The 20,272-nt window shown below is 54.0% G+C and carries 14 protein-coding genes; 12 read left to right on the forward strand and 2 right to left on the reverse strand.

Annotation, left to right across the window (positions count from 1 at the left end; genetic code table 11):
• Position 1: 1 nt before the first annotated feature.
• The 5 genes from FIV00_RS12870 (at position 2) to FIV00_RS12890 (ending at position 6,843) form a co-directional block, all read left to right on the forward strand.
• Positions 2–832: a carbohydrate ABC transporter permease gene (locus FIV00_RS12870; RefSeq protein WP_152501120.1), complete on the forward strand. Its 831-nt coding sequence runs from the start codon at positions 2–4 to the stop codon at positions 830–832.
• Entirely contained in the window at positions 832–1,890 is a 1,059-nt protein-coding gene (locus FIV00_RS12875) for an ABC transporter ATP-binding protein (protein ID WP_152501121.1), read from the forward strand. Before FIV00_RS12870 ends, FIV00_RS12875 begins: the two co-directional genes overlap by 1 nt.
• Entirely contained in the window at positions 1,887–3,389 is a 1,503-nt protein-coding gene (locus tag FIV00_RS12880) for a glycerophosphodiester phosphodiesterase family protein (RefSeq protein WP_152501122.1), read from the forward strand. The genes FIV00_RS12875 and FIV00_RS12880 overlap by 4 nt, the downstream gene beginning before the upstream one ends.
• A complete protein-coding gene (locus FIV00_RS12885; RefSeq protein ID WP_152501123.1) occupies positions 3,382–4,404 on the forward strand; it encodes a LacI family DNA-binding transcriptional regulator in 1,023 nt (340 codons plus the stop codon). Before FIV00_RS12880 ends, FIV00_RS12885 begins: the two co-directional genes overlap by 8 nt.
• Positions 4,405–4,995: 591 nt before the next feature.
• Entirely contained in the window at positions 4,996–6,843 is a 1,848-nt protein-coding gene (locus FIV00_RS12890) for an ABC transporter ATP-binding protein (protein ID WP_152501124.1), read from the forward strand.
• Positions 6,844–7,100: 257 nt separating this feature from the next.
• Here the strand turns inward: FIV00_RS12890 and FIV00_RS12895 are convergent, their stop codons facing one another.
• Both FIV00_RS12895 and FIV00_RS12900 read right to left on the reverse strand, forming a co-directional pair.
• Positions 7,101–7,589, reverse strand: coding sequence for a GNAT family N-acetyltransferase (locus tag FIV00_RS12895; protein WP_152501125.1), 489 nt, complete (start codon positions 7,587–7,589; stop codon positions 7,101–7,103).
• A gap of 211 nt (positions 7,590–7,800) precedes the next feature.
• Positions 7,801–8,280 carry an Lrp/AsnC family transcriptional regulator gene (locus FIV00_RS12900; protein ID WP_152501126.1) on the reverse strand — a complete coding sequence of 160 codons (480 nt, stop codon included), beginning with the start codon at positions 8,278–8,280 and terminating at the stop codon, positions 7,801–7,803.
• A gap of 147 nt (positions 8,281–8,427) precedes the next feature.
• Here FIV00_RS12900 and FIV00_RS12905 point away from each other — a divergent pair, with 147 nt between their 5' ends.
• The 7 genes from FIV00_RS12905 to FIV00_RS12935 all read left to right on the forward strand — a co-directional run bounded on the left by FIV00_RS12905 (position 8,428) and on the right by FIV00_RS12935 (position 20,263).
• Entirely contained in the window at positions 8,428–11,949 is a 3,522-nt protein-coding gene (locus FIV00_RS12905; RefSeq protein WP_152501127.1) for an indolepyruvate ferredoxin oxidoreductase family protein, read from the forward strand.
• Between the two features lie 543 nt (positions 11,950–12,492).
• Positions 12,493–13,578, forward strand: a complete 1,086-nt coding sequence (locus FIV00_RS12910) for a DUF2336 domain-containing protein (RefSeq protein WP_152501128.1) — start codon at positions 12,493–12,495, stop codon at positions 13,576–13,578.
• 224 nt (positions 13,579–13,802) lie between these two features.
• Complete coding sequence (locus tag FIV00_RS12915) at positions 13,803–16,148, forward strand: mechanosensitive ion channel family protein (protein ID WP_209006917.1); 2,346 nt, start codon at positions 13,803–13,805, stop codon at positions 16,146–16,148.
• Positions 16,149–16,173: 25 nt separating this feature from the next.
• Positions 16,174–16,800 (forward strand): hypothetical protein, encoded by a 627-nt coding sequence (locus FIV00_RS12920; RefSeq protein WP_152501130.1) that lies wholly within the window; start codon positions 16,174–16,176, stop codon positions 16,798–16,800.
• A 113-nt stretch (positions 16,801–16,913) separates the two neighbouring features.
• On the forward strand, positions 16,914–17,963 hold the full coding sequence (locus tag FIV00_RS12925) for a hypothetical protein (RefSeq protein WP_152501131.1): 1,050 nt from the start codon (positions 16,914–16,916) through the stop codon (positions 17,961–17,963).
• 2 nt (positions 17,964–17,965) lie between these two features.
• Positions 17,966–18,841, forward strand: coding sequence for a hypothetical protein (locus FIV00_RS12930; protein WP_152501132.1), 876 nt, complete (start codon positions 17,966–17,968; stop codon positions 18,839–18,841).
• Positions 18,842–19,111: 270 nt separating this feature from the next.
• A complete protein-coding gene (locus FIV00_RS12935; protein ID WP_152501133.1) occupies positions 19,112–20,263 on the forward strand; it encodes an ABC transporter substrate-binding protein in 1,152 nt (383 codons plus the stop codon).
• Positions 20,264–20,272: the final 9 nt, after the last annotated feature.

The raw sequence follows: 20,272 nt of genomic DNA on the forward strand, positions 1-20,272 counted from the left end.
CATGAAACACAATTTCAGAAATTGGCCGGTTCTATTGGTCCTTTTCATCTTCTCACTACCTCTTCTGATCATGTTGACATTTCTGGTTGTGGACACGTTCACCACCAAAGTCCCAGGCACACTTGTCCCAAATGCGTTCACGCTGAACCATTTCCGGTTCTTGTGGACTGATTTGGATGACGGAAGTTGGGGGATTTACGGGGTCACACTGAACACGTTCATCTTTGCCGCAAGTACTGCAGCCGTTGTAACCGCAATTTCAGTGATGGCCGGTTATGCGCTTTCAAGGCTGAGTTTTCCGGCACGAGGCTTTTTCCTCGGAAGTCTGATCGTGTTGCACGCCTTTCCAACAGTCACTCTGATCATTGCAATCTTCCTGATCCTGCAGATCCTCGGGCTCTACAACACATTGATCGGTGTCATCATCGTCAAGACTGCACTGGAACTTCCCTTCGGTATCTGGGTCATGAAAGGCTTCTACGACACCGTACCGTGGGAGATCGAAATGGCAGGTGTGCAGGACGGCGCGAGCCGCTTCACAGTCTGGTGGAAACTCATCCTGCCTCAAGTTCAACCGGGTTTGATGGCAATCCTGATATTCTCGTTTTTGTCGGGCTGGTCCGAATTTGTGCTGCCGATGGTGCTCAATCCGGGCACTGAAGCGCAGGTTCTTTCCACTTATCTAGCCACGTTGTTGCTCGATACCAACGCAAATTCCGACTTCAATCTCATCTCCGCGGTTGGTCTGTTTTATGCCCTGCCGGTGGTGATCATCTATCTGATTTTCCAAAATAAACTCATGAACATCTATGGCGGAGGCACGAAGGGCTGATGCGTATCTCGATCAAAAATTTCACGAAGACATTCGGCGACACGACCGTCATCAAGGACATGTCCCTTGAAATTGAAAGCGGTGAGATGCTGGCGCTCTTAGGTCCATCCGGTTGCGGTAAGTCCACAACGTTGTTCTCGATCTGCGGTATCCATCGAATGAATGCCGGCCGACTGCAGTTCGGTGACAAGGATGTTTCCAAGCGGCCACCTCAAGAGCGGAACGTTGGCGTCGTCTTTCAGAACTATGCGCTTTATCCGCATATGGACGTTCATGCGAACATCGCCTTTCCGCTAAAAGTTCGCAAAGAACCGCGAACCGAGATTGAACGGAAGGTCCGTGAAATCGCCGCCCTTGTGCATATCGAGGAATTGCTGCAACGCAAGCCCTCCCAGCTTTCCGGCGGCCAACAACAACGTGTGGCCCTTGCTCGTGCATTGGTGAGGAAGCCGGACATTCTCCTCCTGGATGAACCCCTTGCGAATCTGGATGCCAAGTTGCGTCTGGAAATGCGGTCAGAAATTCGCCGTATACAGCAACAAACCGGAATAACTGCAGTTTTGGTCACACACGATCAGGTCGAAGCGATGTCCATGTGCGACCGGATCGCGCTGATGAATAAGGGCGACATTGTCCAAGTGTGCAAGCCGAAGGAAATGTATGACAACCCGGCTTCCGATTTTGTGGCCGGATTCCTCGGCAATCCGCCGATTGCGTTTCTGGATGGCATCGCGAAAGACGGAGAGGTCCGGCTTGCAAACTCCGAAGTCGGATTACCTCTTCCCTCCAATATCACAGCTCCTTCCGACGGAACGCAACTTCGCCTCGGTATCAGGCCGGAGTTCTTCCAGCCGCAAAATGATTTGAAGGTCACCGGTAAGGTGAGTTTCGTAGAAACCCAAGGGCGTGAAGATCTTTTCGATGTCACCCTCGCAAACGGGGCCATCCTGAGATCCATTCAATCCCGCGGCGGGGATATAAAGCTCGGAGACGAAGTTACCTGGGGCATCTCGCGAGAGCAGATTCTTGCCTTTGGGCCGAGTGGTGAACGTCTTTGACACAAAATGAGATATCGCTGACCCGCGTCAAGAAAAGCTGGATCCACGACCAGAGGTCCACACCACTCTCGATCGCGCATAGAGGAGCCAGTGCCTACGCTTTTGACAATACGTTAAAAGCGTTTCAACTCGCACATGAGCTGGGCGCTCAGATGTGGGAAGTCGATATTCGGCTGACTTCAGACCGTGTACCTATTGCCTTTCATGATGAAACATTTCGCGACGACGATGGAAATGCACGGCGTGTCAGCGAACTGACTGCTGACACGCTGCAAGAACTCACGGCAAAGAGCCATCGTGAAGTGTCAAGGTTTTCCGCGGTTGTTGAACTGGCCAGTGTTTGTGGTGCCGGAATTTATCTTGATGCGAAGGACTCGGATGCAGCTAAAGTTGCCATTGAAATGCTACTCGCATCAAAAAATGATCGCGTGATTGTGGGCGCGAACACCGTATCCTTCGCTCGACACCTGATCGAAACAGATTGCCCTTATCCCGTCTCGCTTCTTGTTCAGGTCGGTCAAGACCCTTTCGCACTTGTTGACGCCTGTGGCGCAGACATTGTTCACCCGTGTTGGGAAAGTGCCGGAGATCGACCGGACCAGCTTCTTGACGATGTTTTCTTCGAAGAAGCCAAACGGCGGAACCTGGCCGTGGTAACCTGGCATGAAGAGCGTAGAAGTGTCATGAAGGCGCTCATCGATTTACCGGTTCTCGGGATTTGTTCAAATCAACCGGAAATGGTGTTTTGCGCCCCAAAAAAAGGGCCATTTACTCTGGAAATTGTCTGTCATCGCGGCGCTAACAAAATTGCGCCTGAAAATACACTTTCATCTGCCCGTGCAGCCTGGGCTGCCGGATTTGAGTATGTCGAGATTGATGTTCGGGAGACGGCCGATGGGCACCTGATGGTGCTTCATGATGCAAGTCTCGAACGAACCACGTCCGGCATTGGAAATTTGAAAGACAAGTATTTTGCAGACATCGCCCACCTGAGTGCCGGATCCTGGTTCGACACATTTTATTGTGCCGATAAAATTCCCGAGCTCGACCAGATCCTGGATCTCGCAGGCCTTCACGACGGGGGCCTTTATGTGGAACTGAAGGACGCAGATCCAGTCAAAACAGCTAAAACGGTTCTCGCACGATTGCCCGCAGATCGTGTTTTCTTTTGGTCGTTCAATCAGGACTGGCTTGAGGTTTTATGCTCCGACATACCCGAAGCACGTTTGATGGCGCGCCGCGAGGACTTTCCAACACTCATTGAATGCCTATCGGGCTTTGATGCAGACGTGATCGAATTCAATGCTCGAAACGCAAATGCGAAGGAGATTGAGACTGTACAGAAGCGTGGCAAGAAGGTGATGATTGCACATCATGGATCAGAGGCGGACGTAATAGCGAGGCTCTTGAGCCTCAAACCTGACATGCTGAATGTAGACGACCCGTTTTTGGTCCGCCGTCTAATGACCCACAACCAGAAAGACCAGGAACATGTCTGATCCGGTTGGCCCTAAAAGACAGGTCAACTCATTTGATGTTGCTAAATTGGCCGGAGTGTCCCGCTCTGCGGTTTCCCGCGCCTTTACGGATGGTGCCAGTGTCTCTGAAGAGACGCGCAAGAAGGTGATCCAAGCTGCAACAACGCTCGGTTATCGCGTCAATGTGCTCGCGAGGTCCCTGCATAAACAAAAATCGGACCTAGTCGGTCTTGTCGCGTCCGATCTCGACAATCCTTTCCGTGCTGAACAAATCGATCTGCTCTCCAAAGGGCTTCTGCGGCGGGGCTTCCGGCCCATTCTCCTGCGTGGCGATCCTGGAACCGATGTCGCCGATCTGATCGGATCGCTGCTTCAATACAGTGTCGCTGGTGTGATCGTGACATCCGACACACCTTCGCAATCAATATGTCAGGAGTGTTTGGACAATGGTGTTCCTTTGGTTGTCGTTAACAAACGCGATCCAGGCGCTCCTGTGGATCGCGTTCTAACGGATTTCGAAACCGGTGGCAGACTGGCTTTTGAACATCTTGTCAATTGCGGCTGTAAGAGCCTTGCGGTGGTGACGCCTGAAAAATCGTCTTACTCGGTCATCGGACGTGCGCATTCCTTTGAGCGAGCGGCAAATTCAAGCGGTATTCCGGTTGTGCGAATTGCCCGGGGCACACAGACTTATCAAGGTGGTTTGGAGGCCTCGAGTTTTGTCTTTGAACACTCCAGTGAGATTGACGGCGTATTCTGCACTGCAGACTATCTAGCGCTTGGAGTGCTAGATGGGCTTCGCTTGAAACATGACCTCAAGATTCCCGAAAACCTGCAGATTGTCGGTTATGACGATATTCCACAAGCTGCCTGGAAATCATATGAGCTGACAACATTCCATCAAAGTCGGGCTGAACTCAGTGACGTCGCGTTGGACCTGCTTTTGACGCGGATGGAAAATCCTGATGCGCCACCACAGGTGATTTCCCAGAGCGTGTCGCTCGTTCAACGCGGTACGACAATTCCAATCTCCTAGTGTGTACCTGAAGCTGCACCGCATCACACATTAGTTAGCGCTTACAGTGTTGGTAGCTATGGGCAGGGGCCGGGTGCTGCCTTTGGAGAGGCAAAGCTTCTTCAGTTCTTTTAGTTTGTCAAAATCGGCATGAACGCGTGAGCATTGAGTGCTTTTGGTGATTCTGTTTGGACAGGGCGAAGCCGCGGTTTGAAGCATGTGAGGTTGCGCAAAAGCAATATTTGGCAAGTCTGAAGGCGGTACAGTTTAGTGTTGTTTCGTGAGTGTGGCGCAATTCACACGTGTATAGAAGCCTGAGACTTCGAACGCCATTTTCAACTTGAACTGTCGAAGGCAGCCGCTAGGGTAGCTACGTTGCATCGTGTGCGCACCAGCGCGTGTGCGGGCAAAATCGCGAAACAGAGCAATCAGAGTTCAAGAGGTCAGAATGCGTCTACTCGGTCCTAAATAGACCGACACACAGACCAAGTTCGGTTCCCGTGTCGGTATCAGCAATTCATCCGTACCGCCCGCGACCCGAAACTCTGAAGAGCGTCTCCGTGCCGGTACGATTTTTTCAAAAATCTCGAACTTGCAATGGAGCGCGGACCGATGAATACGGTCTTCTCTTATCTTGAAAATATCGTCTCTCCCTTCAAGCACCATGACGGAACGCCGCCGCCTTCCGATCTGAGCGCGTTTTACTGGCATTTTGTCCGCCAGATCTGGAAACCGTTGGTCTGGCTCATGGCGTTTGGTTTCGTCGTTTCGATCATCGAAGTGGCCCTCTTCGACTATCTGGGGCGGATCATTGACTATCTGAATACAACCAGTCCCGATCAACTTCTCACCGAACACGGTTCTGAACTGATCTGGATGCTGGTGGTGGTTGTGCTTTTGCGTCCGTTGTTTGGGGCGGGTCACACGATGATCAAGTTCCAGATCATTGAGCCTGCGATGACCAACCTCGTTCGCTGGCAGACCCACAAACACGTTCTGGGGCAGTCACTGTCCTACTTCAACAACGACTTTGCCGGGCGGATTGCGAACAAGATCATTCAGACCGGCCCCTCTTTGCGCGGCTCCGTCGTGTCACTAATCGATGCGATCTGGTTCGTGCTGATCTATGTCACCGCAGCAATCTACCTGTTTGCCGGTGTGGATGCGTGGCTGATCCTGCCGCTTGTCGGCTGGATTGTCATTTATGTGGCGCTGCTGGTGTATTTCGTGCCGCAGATCAAGGAGCGTTCGGCCATCATGTCGGAAGCCCGCTCCAGCCTGACCGGTCGGATCGTCGACAGCTATACCAACATCCTGACTGTCAAACTGTTTGCGGCTGGCCGCAAAGAGGAAGCCTATACGCGTGATGCGCTGGAGGATCATACAAGGAAGTTTTACGATATCCTTCGGCCGCTGACGCAAATGGTCACTCTGCTTTGGATCGTCAATGGCGTGTTCATTGCCTCGTTGAGTGCGCTTGGCATAAGCCTCTGGCAGAATGGTCTCGTCTCTGTCGGGTCGCTGACACTGGCCATCACGCTCTCGGTGCGCATCGTCAACATGTCTGCCTGGATCATGTGGATCACTACCGACATCTTTGAAAATGTCGGGACGGTTCAGGAAGGCATGGATACGATTTCCAAGCCTCACACGCTGGTGGATCGCAAGGGCGCTCAGCCATTGACGGTTTCCAAGGGCAAGATCGCCTTTGAAGGCATCCGGTTCCACTATGGAAAGGACAAAGGGGTTATTGAGGACCTGTCACTGCAGATTGAACCCGGTGAGAAAGTGGGTCTGGTCGGACGGTCCGGTGCCGGAAAATCGACCCTGGTCAATCTGTTGTTGCGCTTTTATGACCTTGAGGGTGGGCGTATTCTGATCGATGATCAAGACATCGGTGCGGTTACTCAGGACAGCCTACGGGCCCAGATCGGCATGGTGACCCAGGACACATCGTTGTTGCACCGTTCGGTCCTCGACAACATCGTCTATGGCCGGTCCGGCGCGAGCCGGGAGCAAGCCTTGCAGGCCGCACAAAAAGCGCATGCCATGTCCTTCATACCCGACCTTCAGGACCTTGGAGGACGGCGCGGGCTTGACGCGCACGTCGGCGAGCGGGGTGTCAAACTGTCAGGTGGCCAGCGTCAGCGGATTGCCATCGCCCGGGTACTTCTGAAGGATGCCCCGATACTGGTTCTGGATGAAGCGACGTCGGCACTCGATTCCGAGGTCGAGGCTGCTATTCAGGAAAGCCTGTTTGATCTCATGAAAGGCAAGACGGTGATTGCCATTGCCCACCGCCTGTCGACGATTGCGGCGATGGATCGGCTGATCATCATGGATCAGGGCCGGATCATCGAAGAGGGCTCGCACAAGTCGCTGCTGGAAAGGGGCGGGGTCTATGCCCAGCTCTGGAACAGACAGTCCGGCGGCTTCCTGGACCCTGCCGCTGTGGCATAAGGCCTGTCGCAGATCAGGGGTCTGACCTGGAGCTTATCCATCTCGTGAAGGTGACCAGATCTTCACGAGATGGGAGTTGTTTCTGTCAGATGACCTATGGCTTTCCACCAGCTCGCTGACCGAAACCTGGGCAGGGGTTCTTCGTTTCCTTTCCCATTCGCTTTTGCTATTTTGTGATTTCACCCGAAAACCAATCACACGTTGCTATCGGGTCCTGTGGCCACGACACAGTCAATCCGGTACAGACCAGCTTGGGGTCAGGTTTTCGCTAGCATTGGCAATATCAGGCCCCACCGGGTTTCCTGAGGTGGTCCGGCAGCTTCGAACCCGAGTTTCTTGTAAACAGCAATTGCTCTCTTGTTGTCAGGGTGCGGATCGGTCGCGATCACGGGTGCTCCGGCGTCAAAAAGCATTTGCATGCGTGCGCTGATAAATCCTTGGCCATGACCAACACCGATCATATCCGGATCACCGATAAACTGGTCGATCCCACGCGACCCCTTTGGAAGATCGGAGAAATGGTGCGTGTCCCACCCGTGTACCGTGTAGTCCTGCATAAAGGCAAAGGGGTGCTCTGCGATTGAAACGATCCAGCGTGCCACTTGCGGATCAGCGAGGTCCGCTTCGTTGTAGCCTTCACCAGCGTCCCACCATTCGAGGACATGAGGCGCTGAACGCCATGCCTTCAGCAAGGCGAGGTCATCTAACGTTACTTTTTTAAAACTGTAGGGATTGGCCGCATTCATCGGGCCAGAATAACAGATCTTGCGGAAGATGATTCAGGTTAGGAGCTGACCATAACGTGGAACAGCCCACCTGGCGCTCACAGATCAAAACCAAGGGGTTGCCTTCAGTTCGACAACCAATCGAAGTTCAGTGGTGCCGAAGGTTTTCGGCATGTTGTGGTGCAGGTGTCTCTCTTCATGGGTAGAGACACTACCGTACCACTTTTCGCGGTCAGTTTTCGCGCAGAGGCAACGCAACGGTGTCTTTCACCGTGTTGACCACAATGCGGGACTGCACATCCGAAACCAGAGTGTTGTCCAACAGTTTCAATCGCAGAAAATTATCGTAGGTTTTGATGTCATCGGTCACGACCTTGATCAGGTAGTCAACTGCGCCTGTGATGCGCTCGCAGGTGACAACTTCCGGCCAGTGGTGCACCAGCTTGTCGAAAGTTTCCATGTTTTCCCGGCTTGGCACCGCAAGTTTGACGAAGGAGTAGGCGACAAAGTTGAGGCCAACCGATTCCCGGTCAATAATCGCAGTTATCTGACGGATTATGCCCTGTTCCTTGAGGCGTTTGATCCGTCGCCAGCATGGGGTCTGGCTCATGCCCGATTCCTTTGCGACTTCCGCAATGGAGAGTGAGGCGTCCCTCTGCAGGACACGAAGAACACGAATGTCGGACGGGTCGAGAAGATATTTGTCAGTCATCGGCCATTTTAGGAAATTTTATGCTGCCCCGGGGTGATTGGCCGTGACGATAGCACAGAAATTGCCCGAGAAAAGGATGATATTTATCTGCAGATGAGGTTGCCGGGGAGAGGCTAGCCCCCATACTGTTGGTTAGGAGGAAACTGGATGAATGTGCATATGCCAACCGTGACGCTCGAGGACAAATACGTCGCGACGCAAGGTCGGGTGTATCTGACCGGCATACAGGCGCTCGTCCGATTGGCACTTGATCGTGCACGTCTTGATCAACAGGCCGGTATGAAAACCGGCGGCTTCATTTCCGGGTATCGTGGGTCGCCGCTGGCGGGCTACGACACCGAATTGATGCGGGCCGACCGCCACCTCAAATCTTCAGATGTCGTTTTTAAGCCCGGTGTGAATGAGGAGCTTGGTGCGACGGCTGTTTGGGGCAGCCAGAAACTGCGCGGCGAAGGTGGCGTCGGGCGTGCGACCGACTATGACGGTGTATTCGGGATCTGGTACGGCAAGGCCCCAGGTGTGGACAGGGCAGGAGACGTTCTGCGTCAGGCCAACGCGTCCGGTACGGACAGGAATGGTGGTGTGCTTGCGCTGGCCGGAGACGATCATCTGGCAAAGTCTTCCATTCTGCCCGCGCAAAGCGAGTTCTATTTTGAACATGCAGAAATTCCCGTTCTCAATCCGGCCGATATCCAGGACGTTCTCGACTACGGTCTTCACGGGCTGGAAATGTCACGCTTCACCAGCCTGTGGACTGCACTGATCTGCGTTGCTGACACAATGGATGCGTCTGCGACGATCAACGTTTCTTCGGACCGGCTGAGACTGGTGCGCCCGCTCGACGGCGATCCACGGAAGGACTATCGCCAGAACCGCGACCTGATGCTTGGCAACCGGCTTGAAACAGAACGCCTGGTGCGCGATCTCAGGATCCCGGCCGCCCAGAACTACGTTCGCACAAATGGCCTCGACAGGATCACCTTCGGCAGCACCCGTCAGGTGAAACTTGGAATTGTCGCCTCCGGTAAAGCCTATCGCGACTTGCTTCAGGCACTGGATCTGATGGGCATAACCGAAGCAATGGCAAAGTCGATGGGGCTTGCGGTCTACAAGGTTGCGATGACCTGGCCGCTTGAACCTCTTGGTCTCAGAGAATTTGCGCGCGGTGCGGAACGGCTGTTGATCGTCGAACACAAGCGCGCCTTTATGGAAAGCCAGATCAAGGAAATTTCCTATCACTGGCCGGAAATGAGCCGTCCGGAGATCTGGGGCAAGCGACGTCCTGACGGGTCGCCCTTCTTGTCTGATGTTCTGGAACTGTCCGTTGCAGAGCTCATCGAAGGCTTGATGAAGTGGTTACCCGGCGATGTTGTCAGCGAAGAAATGAGCGCCGTTGCCAGCCGGATGACCCGCCAGGCCATGTGGGCACAAGGCCATGCGGAGCGAGCGGCCCGCATCCCATATTTTTGTTCCGGCTGCCCGCACTCAACATCCACCAAAACACCTGAAGGGTCCCGGTCGTTGCCAGGCATTGGATGTCACGCGATGACGGAGATGGCCGGTCGGACAACGGAAGGCCAGATCGCAATGGGCGGTGAGGGCGTTCTATGGGTCGGTCAGCAACCCTTCTCAGGCGATAGCCATGTCTTTGCTAATGTGGGTGACGGTACCTATTTCCATTCCGGCATTCTGGCTATCCGCCAGGCACTCGCCTCGAATGTGCCGATTACCTACAAGATCCTTTATAATGACGCTGTCGCTATGACGGGTGGTCAGAAAGTCGACGGTCAGTTGACCGTGCCGCAGATTACGCGCCAGCTTGAAGCGGAAGGCGTCGAGCGGATCGCGGTGGTTTCGGAAAATCCGGAGAACTATGGCTCCTGGACACCAATTGCCCCGGGTACGAAGGTGCACCATCGGGACGAGCTTATGGATGTTCAGGAAGAGCTGCAGACTTTTCCGGGCGTGTCCGTGATTGTTTATGATCAGACTTGCGCTGCTGAGAAACGCCGCAGGCGCAAGCGTGGTCAGTTTCCGGATCCGGACAAGCGCCTTTTCATCAATGACCGTGTCTGTGAAGGCTGTGGCGATTGCTCCGTCCAGTCGAACTGCCTGTCGGTGGAGCCACTGGCAACGCCGTTCGGCGAAAAGAGGGTCATCAACCAGTCAAGCTGCAACAAGGATTTCTCCTGCATTAAAGGATTTTGTCCTTCCTTTGTGGAAGTTGACGGGGCTGCGCTGAAAAAGCCCAAAAAGGCAGATGTCGATATCGATGCCCTGGTGAATACTCTCCCGCAGCCAGAGCTTGCTTCACTGGAGCGCACTCACAACACTCTCGTTGCCGGCATTGGCGGCATGGGCGTAACGACGATCAGCGCAGTGCTTGCCATGGCAGCGCATGTCGATGGCAAACAAGCCTCGACACTTGATATGACGGGGCTTGCCCAAAAGGGTGGGCCGGTGACATCTCATGTTCGTTTTGCTGCCAGCGACAGATCCATTGAAGGGCCCCGTGTTCCTGCTGCGAGCCTGGACCTTCTGGTTGCAAGCGACATGGTGGTTGCGACCAATGCAGATCAGCTTGCACTGGCACATCGCGGCCAGACCCTGACGGTTGCAAATACCAAGGTCGCGCCGACAGCCGAATTCGTTTTGAAACAGACGCTTTCGTTCGACGAACAGCGCATGGATACTGCGCTGCGCGAAGCGTCCGGAAAGTATCTCCCGCTGAATGCTGCAGATGTGGCCGAGAAGCTGCTGGGCGATGCCATCTACGCCAACATGCTTCTTGTCGGAATGGCCTATCAGAGCGGTGCCTTGCCGATTTCGGACTATGCGCTGGAAACGGCCCTGGAATTGAACGGGGCGGCCGTTGCCAACAACATCAAGGCTTTCCGGGCAGGGCGTGTGCTGGCTGCTGATGCGGAGCAGCTTTTGAAAGCACTGCCATCTGAGCACAAGCCAAGGCAGTTCACCCTGGACGAGAAGATCGCGTTCAATGCGGCGGAGCTGACGGCCTATCAGGATAGCGCATATGCAGCGCATTACCTTGCATTGATGGACAAGGTAAAGACAGCTGATGAAGCCCATGGTCCCGGCACCCTGCGCCTGTCCCAGACAATTGCCGACCTGCTTTACAAGGTGATGGCCTACAAGGACGAGTATGAAGTCGCGCGTCTTTATTCCGATCCGGCTTTCAAGGACAAGATTGCGCAGCGTTTTGAAAACCCGAAGAAACTGAAGGTTCATCTGGCACCGCCATTTCTGGCGCACCGCAAGGACCCCAAGACCGGCAGGCCGGAAAAGATCGCTTTTGGTCCATGGGTTTTTGGTGTTTTCGGGGTGCTTGCCAAATTCAAGGCCATGCGTGGCAAATGGTATGATCCGTTTGGCCGTACGCACGAACGCCGCGCCGAGCGTGCTTTGATCGCACAATATGAAAACGATATCGCAGACATCCTGAACAAGTTGCCGGACGGCAATTACGGGCTTTTGGTGGAAATCGCCCGTGTCCCTGACCTTGTTCGTGGATTCGGAGCGGTGAAGGAAGCAAACTTCCAAAAGGCCACTGAAAAGCGTCAGCAATTGCTGGAACAGCTGAATAAATCCGGAGATGGCGGCAGCGACAAGGCCGACAATGCTAAAGAATTTCTGGCCGCTGCAGAATAATTGGATGTTGAGGCCGATTGTGAGACTGGCTAGCCGCGCCGGTTTCAGGCGTGAACGTTTGAGCTTGGGAACAACCGTTCAGCGATAGCCTGCTGGCAATCACCCGCTCGAACGCGTGCGGTTGCCTGCAATCCCAAGCCCCAGTCGATCAATTTGTTTGTGCCCCGAGCGGTCGTGCGGGCGAGAAGGGTTTGCTCTGGTGCCAGCTGCTTTGGAGCGAATGGCTTCTTCACGTGTGGGTTAAATCATCAGGCGGCCCTGAACCCTGAATTGCGTAAAATCCCAAGTCGGTCTCATTTTTTTCGCAGTATTTTTCGACTATTTTTATGCCTTGATTTTCCGGATTTTGGGCAAGTTGAAATGGGTAAGTTCATTTTTCTCAGTGATTTACAGGCGTTCCGTAAAATCTAAATTGAATTCGTGCAAGGTTTTACAAAAAGACAATTACATTCTCGAAATGTGTGTTTTGCACTTCTTTAAATCTCGACGTCATCTTCGCTACCAACGCCAAATCGGCAAAAATTTGAGAATTGGTATCGAAGTATGACAGAAGCGTTGAAAACAGAACTGGTGAACTTTTCGGAGCTGACTGGTGAAGCTGGCAGCGCCCGTCGAGCGGAGCTGGCGCGGCACGTTGCGACCTTGTTCGCATTAACGTCGGACCGCTGTTCCGACGAGCAGGTCGATATCTATGACTCGGTGCTGTTGCGACTGGTTGACATGGTGGAGTCCGAGGTTCGGCGATACGTCGCTGAGCAGATGTCGAGCCTGAGGCGCGGTCCGGAGGAAACGATCCGCCGCCTTGCAGATGATGACATTGAAGTTGCCGAACCCATTCTGGTGAGATCTACGGTCCTGCGCGATACCGATCTGATCAAGATCGCTGAGAAACGTGGCAACGCGCACCTTTTTGCCATGGCGCAAAGAGAAGTTCTGACAGAGTCTCTTACAGATGTGCTGGTGGAAAAAGGGGACTTGAAGGTTAAGCGGAAGGTTGCCAGCAACGATGGGGCAAGCCTTTCAAATGCGGCCATCAATGCACTGATCAGCGATGCGACTTCGGACGCGACATTGCAATTGTCTCTGAGTGAGCGCGCGGACCTTGCTGAAAACCATATCTCCAACCTGATTTCGGTGGCCAGTGAGGAAGTCAGAAAAAAGCTGAATGCGGCCGGCCGGGGTAAGGATGCTGAGCGTCTGGACGAAGCCGCAGATATTGCCGCACAGCGTATGTCCAACCAGTATTGGCTTGGACGCTATGATTTCGAAACCGCTCGCAGCCGTGTGCTGATGCTGGCAAAACGCGGCATGGTCAACGAGGCGGCCTTGCGCCGGTTTGCCTCAGAAGACCGGTTTGCCGAAGTGGTGGCGACATTCGCCTGGCTGGTCAGGTGCGGCGTTGAGGAAGTCAGTCACTGGATGGTGCGTCCCGATCCTGAACCCTTCGTGATCCTGGCCAAAGCCTCTGGATTTTCCTCTATCACCATAAGTTCGCTTTTGAGCATTGGCCCGTGGCGGCACCGCCTGACACCTGAATCGCGCAGCGATGCAATGTCTCTGTTCGAGCGCATGACCATTGCAGAGGCCAAACGCAAGATGGCGCATTGGAATTTGAACGTCCTGCACTGAATCGTAGATATATCCAGTACCTTGACAGCACTGGAGGGCCCGGTTCCTTGGAACCGGGCCCTTATCTATTGCTGCGGGAACAACTTGTTACACTTGGTTTCTTTTATTAATCACGGAACCGTGCTTAACAGGGGCTGTTTACTTTTATGAATCGTTACGGGGCTGAAATGCGTTCTTTTTCCCATCCGTCTTTTCAATTCAACTTGAAAAGACATCCTCTAACGTTGGCCGTTTTCGTTCTGGCTGCGATCCTGATTACGGGTTTTGCCGGCGGCCTCGGCGTTTCAGCTTCGCACGCCCAGGGCATCACCGGTGTCATTTCTTCCATGTCCGCGTCAAAGGATGCTGACACGGCAGAGACGTCGGAAGACGGCACAGAGGCCACCGATACTGCTGCCGCGCGCGAAGCGGCCGAGCATAGCGAAGGCGAGGGTGTTCTGGCCAACATCGACGAGTTTGCCGATGAAGCGGTCGCGGCACGTGATGTATTCAAGACGATCCTAGGTGAAATTCCGGTTATTCATCAGACAATGTTGGCTACCTTGCGGGCAGAAGGCGAAGGCCAGGGTTTGAGCTGGATCCCGGTTGCTCTGATTGACATTGTTATCGCGGTTGTACTGGGGCAAGCGGCGTCCTTTCTGCTTGCGCGTTGGGGCCGCAGACAATTTGCGGGCATGTACCGGGCCGATGTCTATTCCCGGTCCGACAAGATCATCTACCTCTATCTGCGTGCCATACTGATGATCGTCGGTGTCGTGCTGTTTTTTGCTGTCGCAGCCATGGTGTTCCTGGCAATAGGCAGCGGACTTGAATCCGCTAATGAAACGGCAATGGTGGCCTTCGGTGTCATTTCCGTCTTTATGGCCCTCAAGATAATCTGGCTCAACCTTTTGGTTCCGGACGCGGCCAGCCATCGATTGTTGGCGCTGTCCGACAAGGAAGCCGGGGGCCTTTACCGTTTGCTCCTGATCGGTTCAGGTGTTTCGCTTACGGCCGTTGCCTTCTGTCTCTGGATGGAGCGGCTCGGGCTGAATGAAGATGCGCACAAGATCGCACTGATCGGGGCCTCGGCACTTTCAATGATCATCCTTATCGGGATTGCGCTTGTGTACCGCAAGGTCATTGGCAGACTGATCCGAGGCGAGGATGAAAGCACAACGTCCTTGTGGCGGCGGGTTCTGGGGAATGTCTGGCACTATGTCGCGATATTCTATTTCATCGTGGCTTGGGCAATCTCGGCCGTTCGAATTCTGCTGGACCTGCCGGATGCGACGGGCCTTGTAGGAGCCCCGCTTCAGGTGCTGCTGCTTGCAGCCATTGCCTACGGCATCCTGATCCTGATCATTGATCGACTGTTGTTGCCCCGCCTTGATACAGCGGACGCGCAGGCCAAGATTGCGGAAGACATCAAGCGCGCTGAGGAAAGCGAAGGCACCGAAGATGATCCGGAAAGCGCGCTGGCTCAGGCGAGGGCTGAAGCGGCGGAACGCGAAGCACTGCGCACCCCGTTCCGGAACCTTTTCGACCGTGGTGCAGCAATCCTGGTGCTGTTCGGCTCTTTGGATCTTCTGGCCAACATGTGGGGTGTGCCTCTTGCCGGCAGCGGCTCGCTGATCGGATCTTTCGTTGAGGTCCTGCTCGTGATGTTCCTCGGCTACATGGCTTACGAAGCTGTCAAGATCGTCATAGACCGTCAGATCGCCAAGGAGTCCCCTGCAGACAAGGATGAGGAAGCTGAAGTCGGCGGCGCGGGAGAAAGCCGGATCGCGACACTGTTGCCGATCTTCCGCAACTTCCTGCTGATTACAATCGTGGTGATTGCGGCCATGGTGGTGTTGGCGGAACTCGGTGTAAACATCGCGCCGCTCTTTGCAGGTGCCGGTGTTGTCGGTCTTGCCATTGGCTTTGGCGCTCAGACCCTGATCCGGGACATATTCTCAGGTGCGTTCTACCTGATCGACGACGCGTTCCGGAAAGGCGAATACATTGATATCGGCAGTGCCAAAGGTGTGGTTGAAAAGATCTCGATCCGCTCGATGCAGCTTCGTCACCACCGTGGTGCGCTGACGACGGTTCCCTTTGGTGAAATCCAGCAGGTGGAAAACTTCTCGCGCGACTGGGCCGTGATGAAGCTTGCATTTCGGGTTACCTATGACACCGATGTCGACAAGATGCGCAAGATCATCAAGAACTTCGGCAAGGAACTTCTGGACGACGAGTATTACGGTCCGATGTTCCTGGCGCCGCTGAAGTCGCAAGGCATCCTATCCATGGAAGATTCCGCGATGATCGCGCGTGTGAAATTCACCACCAAACCCGGCAAGCAGTTCGAACTTCGCAAGGTCGTCTATGCCGGGCTCAGGGACCTGTTCGAGCAAAACGGTATCAAATTCGCGCATCGTCAGGTCACGGTTCGTGTCGCCGGTTCAGGCGAAGAAGAAAACGGACAGATTTCGCCCGAAACTGCCAAGGCGGCGGCGCAGGCCGCGCTTGCGGGCGGCGCTGCCCACACCACTTTTGACGACCTGGTAGCCGGAGAGGATGGCCAGGGGGCGGAGGATCAGCTCTAGCAACGGCTCCTTGGACTGAACACGCGTGCTGAAGCGCGATAGCAATGCTATGCTTCAGCTTGCGGGTTCCAGGATCGGGGAAAACATGCTGATACGAGCGCTGGTTTACACAACATTGCTTTTTGCATCGACGGGCTTTGCCTTTGCCGGGCCTGTTCAGGACAAGGCTGCGCAAGCCGAGGCTGCCTTGAGCGAGGACAAAGGAGCAGAAGCGGTCGCGCTGATGCGTGAGGCGATTTTCGAAGTCTGGAAACAGGCCCCTTTGTCGATCCCGACTGCGACCTTCGTCACGGCGCCTGCGGACGGTTATGGCATTTTTACGCCGAGACCTGACAACAGTTTTCCCGTTGGCGAAACGTTGCTGGTCTACCTGGAACCGATAGGATTTGACTGGAAAGCCGTTGACGGGTTTTACACCTCTCTTTTGACAGTCGACTTCGACCTGACGTCACCGGACGGAAAAGTGCTTGCCGGTCAAAAAGGGTTTGGCAAATTCGACTTCAAGAGCCATGTGCCGAACTCGGAGTACATGGCCAATCTGACACTGAATGTCAGCGGCGCACCAGCGGGAGACTATGTGCTGGTTTTGACCGTGAATGATGAAAATGGTGGTGGCTCGGCCAAGGTTCAGCTGCCGTTTTCAATCCAGTAAGAAGCAGCTCGTGCGCGACAACGCCATATGGCTGCCGATTTCAGTATCTGGCACATGGACCTTGTAGCTGAAATCCGATATCGGTCCCGCACTCGAATTGTCTTGGAAACGGTATGCAAATTGGATTTCAGGCGGGCGCCCTCAACGAGCGCGGCATGAGTGTGGCACTTTTTGATTATGCTCGCGGGGTTCAGAAGTGTCTCGGCCATGAAGCGGTTGTCTTCCATAGTGAGGCCAAGAGCGCACCTGCCGTTGTTGAAAAATTCAGCAAGGAACTGCGTCTGGTTGCAATGCCTATTGACCAGGATCCGTTGCGCTTCACAGAATCCTATTCCTTGAATTTTTGTTATTACATTCGCGACGGGAGGACGGACCAGCTGAATGTAGCCGCGGAGCGGTCGGGTGTTCATGCCGTCTTTCGTCACTTCGATCCTCATGGCGACGTTTATGCTTACGTCTCCGACTGGATGAGTGATTGGATGACGGGCGGCAAGGCGCCGTCTGTACCTCACATTGTGGATCTGCCGGAAGCGACTGGCGACATGCGAGCTGAGCTGGGTCTTGATCGTGATGCTTTTGTGGTTGGCCGGTATGGCGGCTTCGATCAGTTCAATCTCGAATTTGCACATCTGGCAGTGAGAGAAGCGCTGCAGCAGCGGTCCAATTTGCATTTTCTCTTTGTGAACACCGATGCTTTTATCGAGCACCCGCGGGTGATCTTCCTGCCGCCGATTGTCGAACCTATCGAAAAGGCGCGCTTCATTGCGACTTGTGATGCCGGGTTGAACGCCAAGAAAATCGGCGAGAGCTTTGGGTTGGCAATTGCGGAGTTTCTGATGTTCGGCAAGCCTGTCTTCAGCTGGGCAGGGGGCATGGATCAGAACCATGTTGCCATGAGCCCCAGGAAAGAATGGATCTATCGGACACGCCGTGAGCTGGTTCGTCTCCTGGTTGACTTTTCACCGTCTGCGGAAGACGGAGATGTGGCGAGGCAATCTGTTGAGCGGTATCGGCCGGAGCCGGTAATGGCACGTTTTGACGATGTTTTTCTTTCCGGAAAATATCCGTCGAGTGATCTCACGCTGGATCCGGTATTCAAAGCCAAACGGTTCCTTCAGGAAAAGGCGATGCGGGCCAAGTTCAGACTGTGGAAGAGCATTTGAACATGAAACTTTTTGACTGCTTCGTCTTTCACAACGAATTCGATCTTCTCGAAATCCGCCTTCGGGAAATGGGTGAACACGTCGACTGCTTTGTTCTGGTGGAAGCAAACCAGACTCAGCGTGGTGGAGAAAAGCCTTATTATTTCGCCGAGAACAGGGACCGGTTTGCGCCTTGGGCGGATAAGATCATCGACCTCCAAATCTCTTTTCCGGAAGAACTTCCACCGGCACTTGGTGTCTACAAGAACCGGCGGAAAAAGGACTGGGAGCGTGAAAACTTTCAACGCAATTGCATCGCCCGGGCGCTGGAACAGCTTTCCGGCGACGATCTTATCCTGCTATCTGATGTTGATGAAATTGTACGCTCTGACGTGCTGGCACGGGTGTTGGAGCAACAGCTCTTCAGGAACAGGTTGCTGGTTTTCGAGCAGAGTTTGCACAAGCACCATCTCAACCGGATCGTGCCGGGAAAGACCTGGTTGCTCGGGTCGAGATTGATTGAAAAGAAGTATTTCACCACGCCGCAGCAACTGCGCCGAACCAAGGCGCGCATGACCAAGAAAGCTTTCGTTCCTGATTTTCTGACCCAGCCATTCCTGCGTGTGCGCAATAACAACCTGACGGGCATCAGCCGTCCTGTGCGAATTATGAAGGATGCAGGCTGGCATTTTTCCTCAATGGGTGGCCTGAAAGCCTTTCAGACCAAACTGGCATCAGTGGTTCATGGCCAGACGGTCGACACCAGCGACATCCAGAGACTTTACGAGCAAGAGCTGACCGGCACTGAACTTACTCCTTTGACCGAGTTGCCCGGCTGTGTTCAGGAGGGCCAGTTCAATCATATGCTTGCGCCAGTTGACCGGGTTGAAACGACCTAATGTCATCGCGAACCGGATCACTCGAATTCCGTTTATCTGATCGCTCTATCTTGCTTAGTGACTTCGAAAAGCGAAGGCGATGCTTCCCTGTGCAGCTGGCTATGAGAGTATTATCTCTATTATTTCAATAATCTACGCGAGTTGGGCGCGATAGCTGGTAACATTCGTTTCTGTTTCAAATGTGAAATGAGAAAAATATGACTTTTTGAGTCGACTTTCTTCTAAGCTTCAGATACCCAGAACCCGTACACAATCCATACGGAGACCGCCATGTCTATCAAGACACAAATGTGCGGCTTCCTTGGAGCTATTGCAGCCAGCGTTCTTTTTCTTTCGCCAGCAACCGATGCACAAGCTGAAGCCTTGACGTTCACCGACATCGCGGGACGCGAAGTCACCCTCCCTGAATTGCCGGACAAAATCATACTTGGCGAAGGCCGGATGATGTACGGGATCGCTCCCCTGATCGATGGCAATCCTTTCGAAAAAATCGTTGGCTGGAAAAACGATCTGGTTCAATACGACCCGGATGCCTTCCGCAAATACGAAGCTGTCTTCCCTGAAGACGCCGCGCGCATGATTGACTTCGGCAATCCTTATGCCGGCGAGTTCAGCATTGAAGCAGTTCTGGAAGCTGAAACCGACCTGGTGCTTCTCGACGTGGGCAACCTGTTCAAGGCCGAAGAGACCGGTCTGATCGAAAAACTCGGCAATGCCGGCGTTCAGGTTGCCTTCATCGACTTTCGGCGGAATGCGACGGAAAATGCCATTCCTTCGATGCTGATCCTTGGCCGAATTTTCGGCGAAGAGAAAAAAGCCGCCGAATTCATCGATTTCTACATCGCACAGATGCGGAAAGTGACCAATATCGTCGACACGATACCCGCTGAAGATCGGCCCCTGGTCGTTGTTGAAAATGCCGCCGGTTGGCAGACTGACTTTTGCTGCTGGTCCTTTGGTCCTTACAACTACGGGCGTTTCGTGGAACTCGCCGGGGGTAAGAACCATGCTTCAACGCTCGCAAATGCCTATTCGGTTGAACTGAACCTGGAAGGGATCATCGAAGCTGATCCGGATGTAGTTTTCGGGACCGGTGCGAACTGGAAAGAAGCGAAACCGGAAGTCACCTCAACGCTGCTCGGTTACGAAGGTGATCCGGAAGTCAACAGCGACCGGCTTGCAGCGCTTGCGGCTCGCCCTGGCTTTGCCGATTTGCGCGCGGTGAAAGAGGGCCGATTCCATTCGGTCTATCACCAGTTCTACAACTCGCCTTACCATTTCATTGCGATTCAGGTTCTGGCCAAGTGGCTGCACCCGGAAGACTTTGAAGACCTGGACCCTGAGGCGACATTCAAGGAATTGCACGACCGGTTCCTGCCGTATGACCTGTCAGGCCAGTTCTGGATTTCTCTCAAAAACTAGGACCTTAAA

It is taken from the genome of Labrenzia sp. THAF82 (assembly GCF_009363435.1).
Lineage (GTDB): Bacteria > Pseudomonadota > Alphaproteobacteria > Rhizobiales > Stappiaceae > Roseibium > Roseibium porphyridii.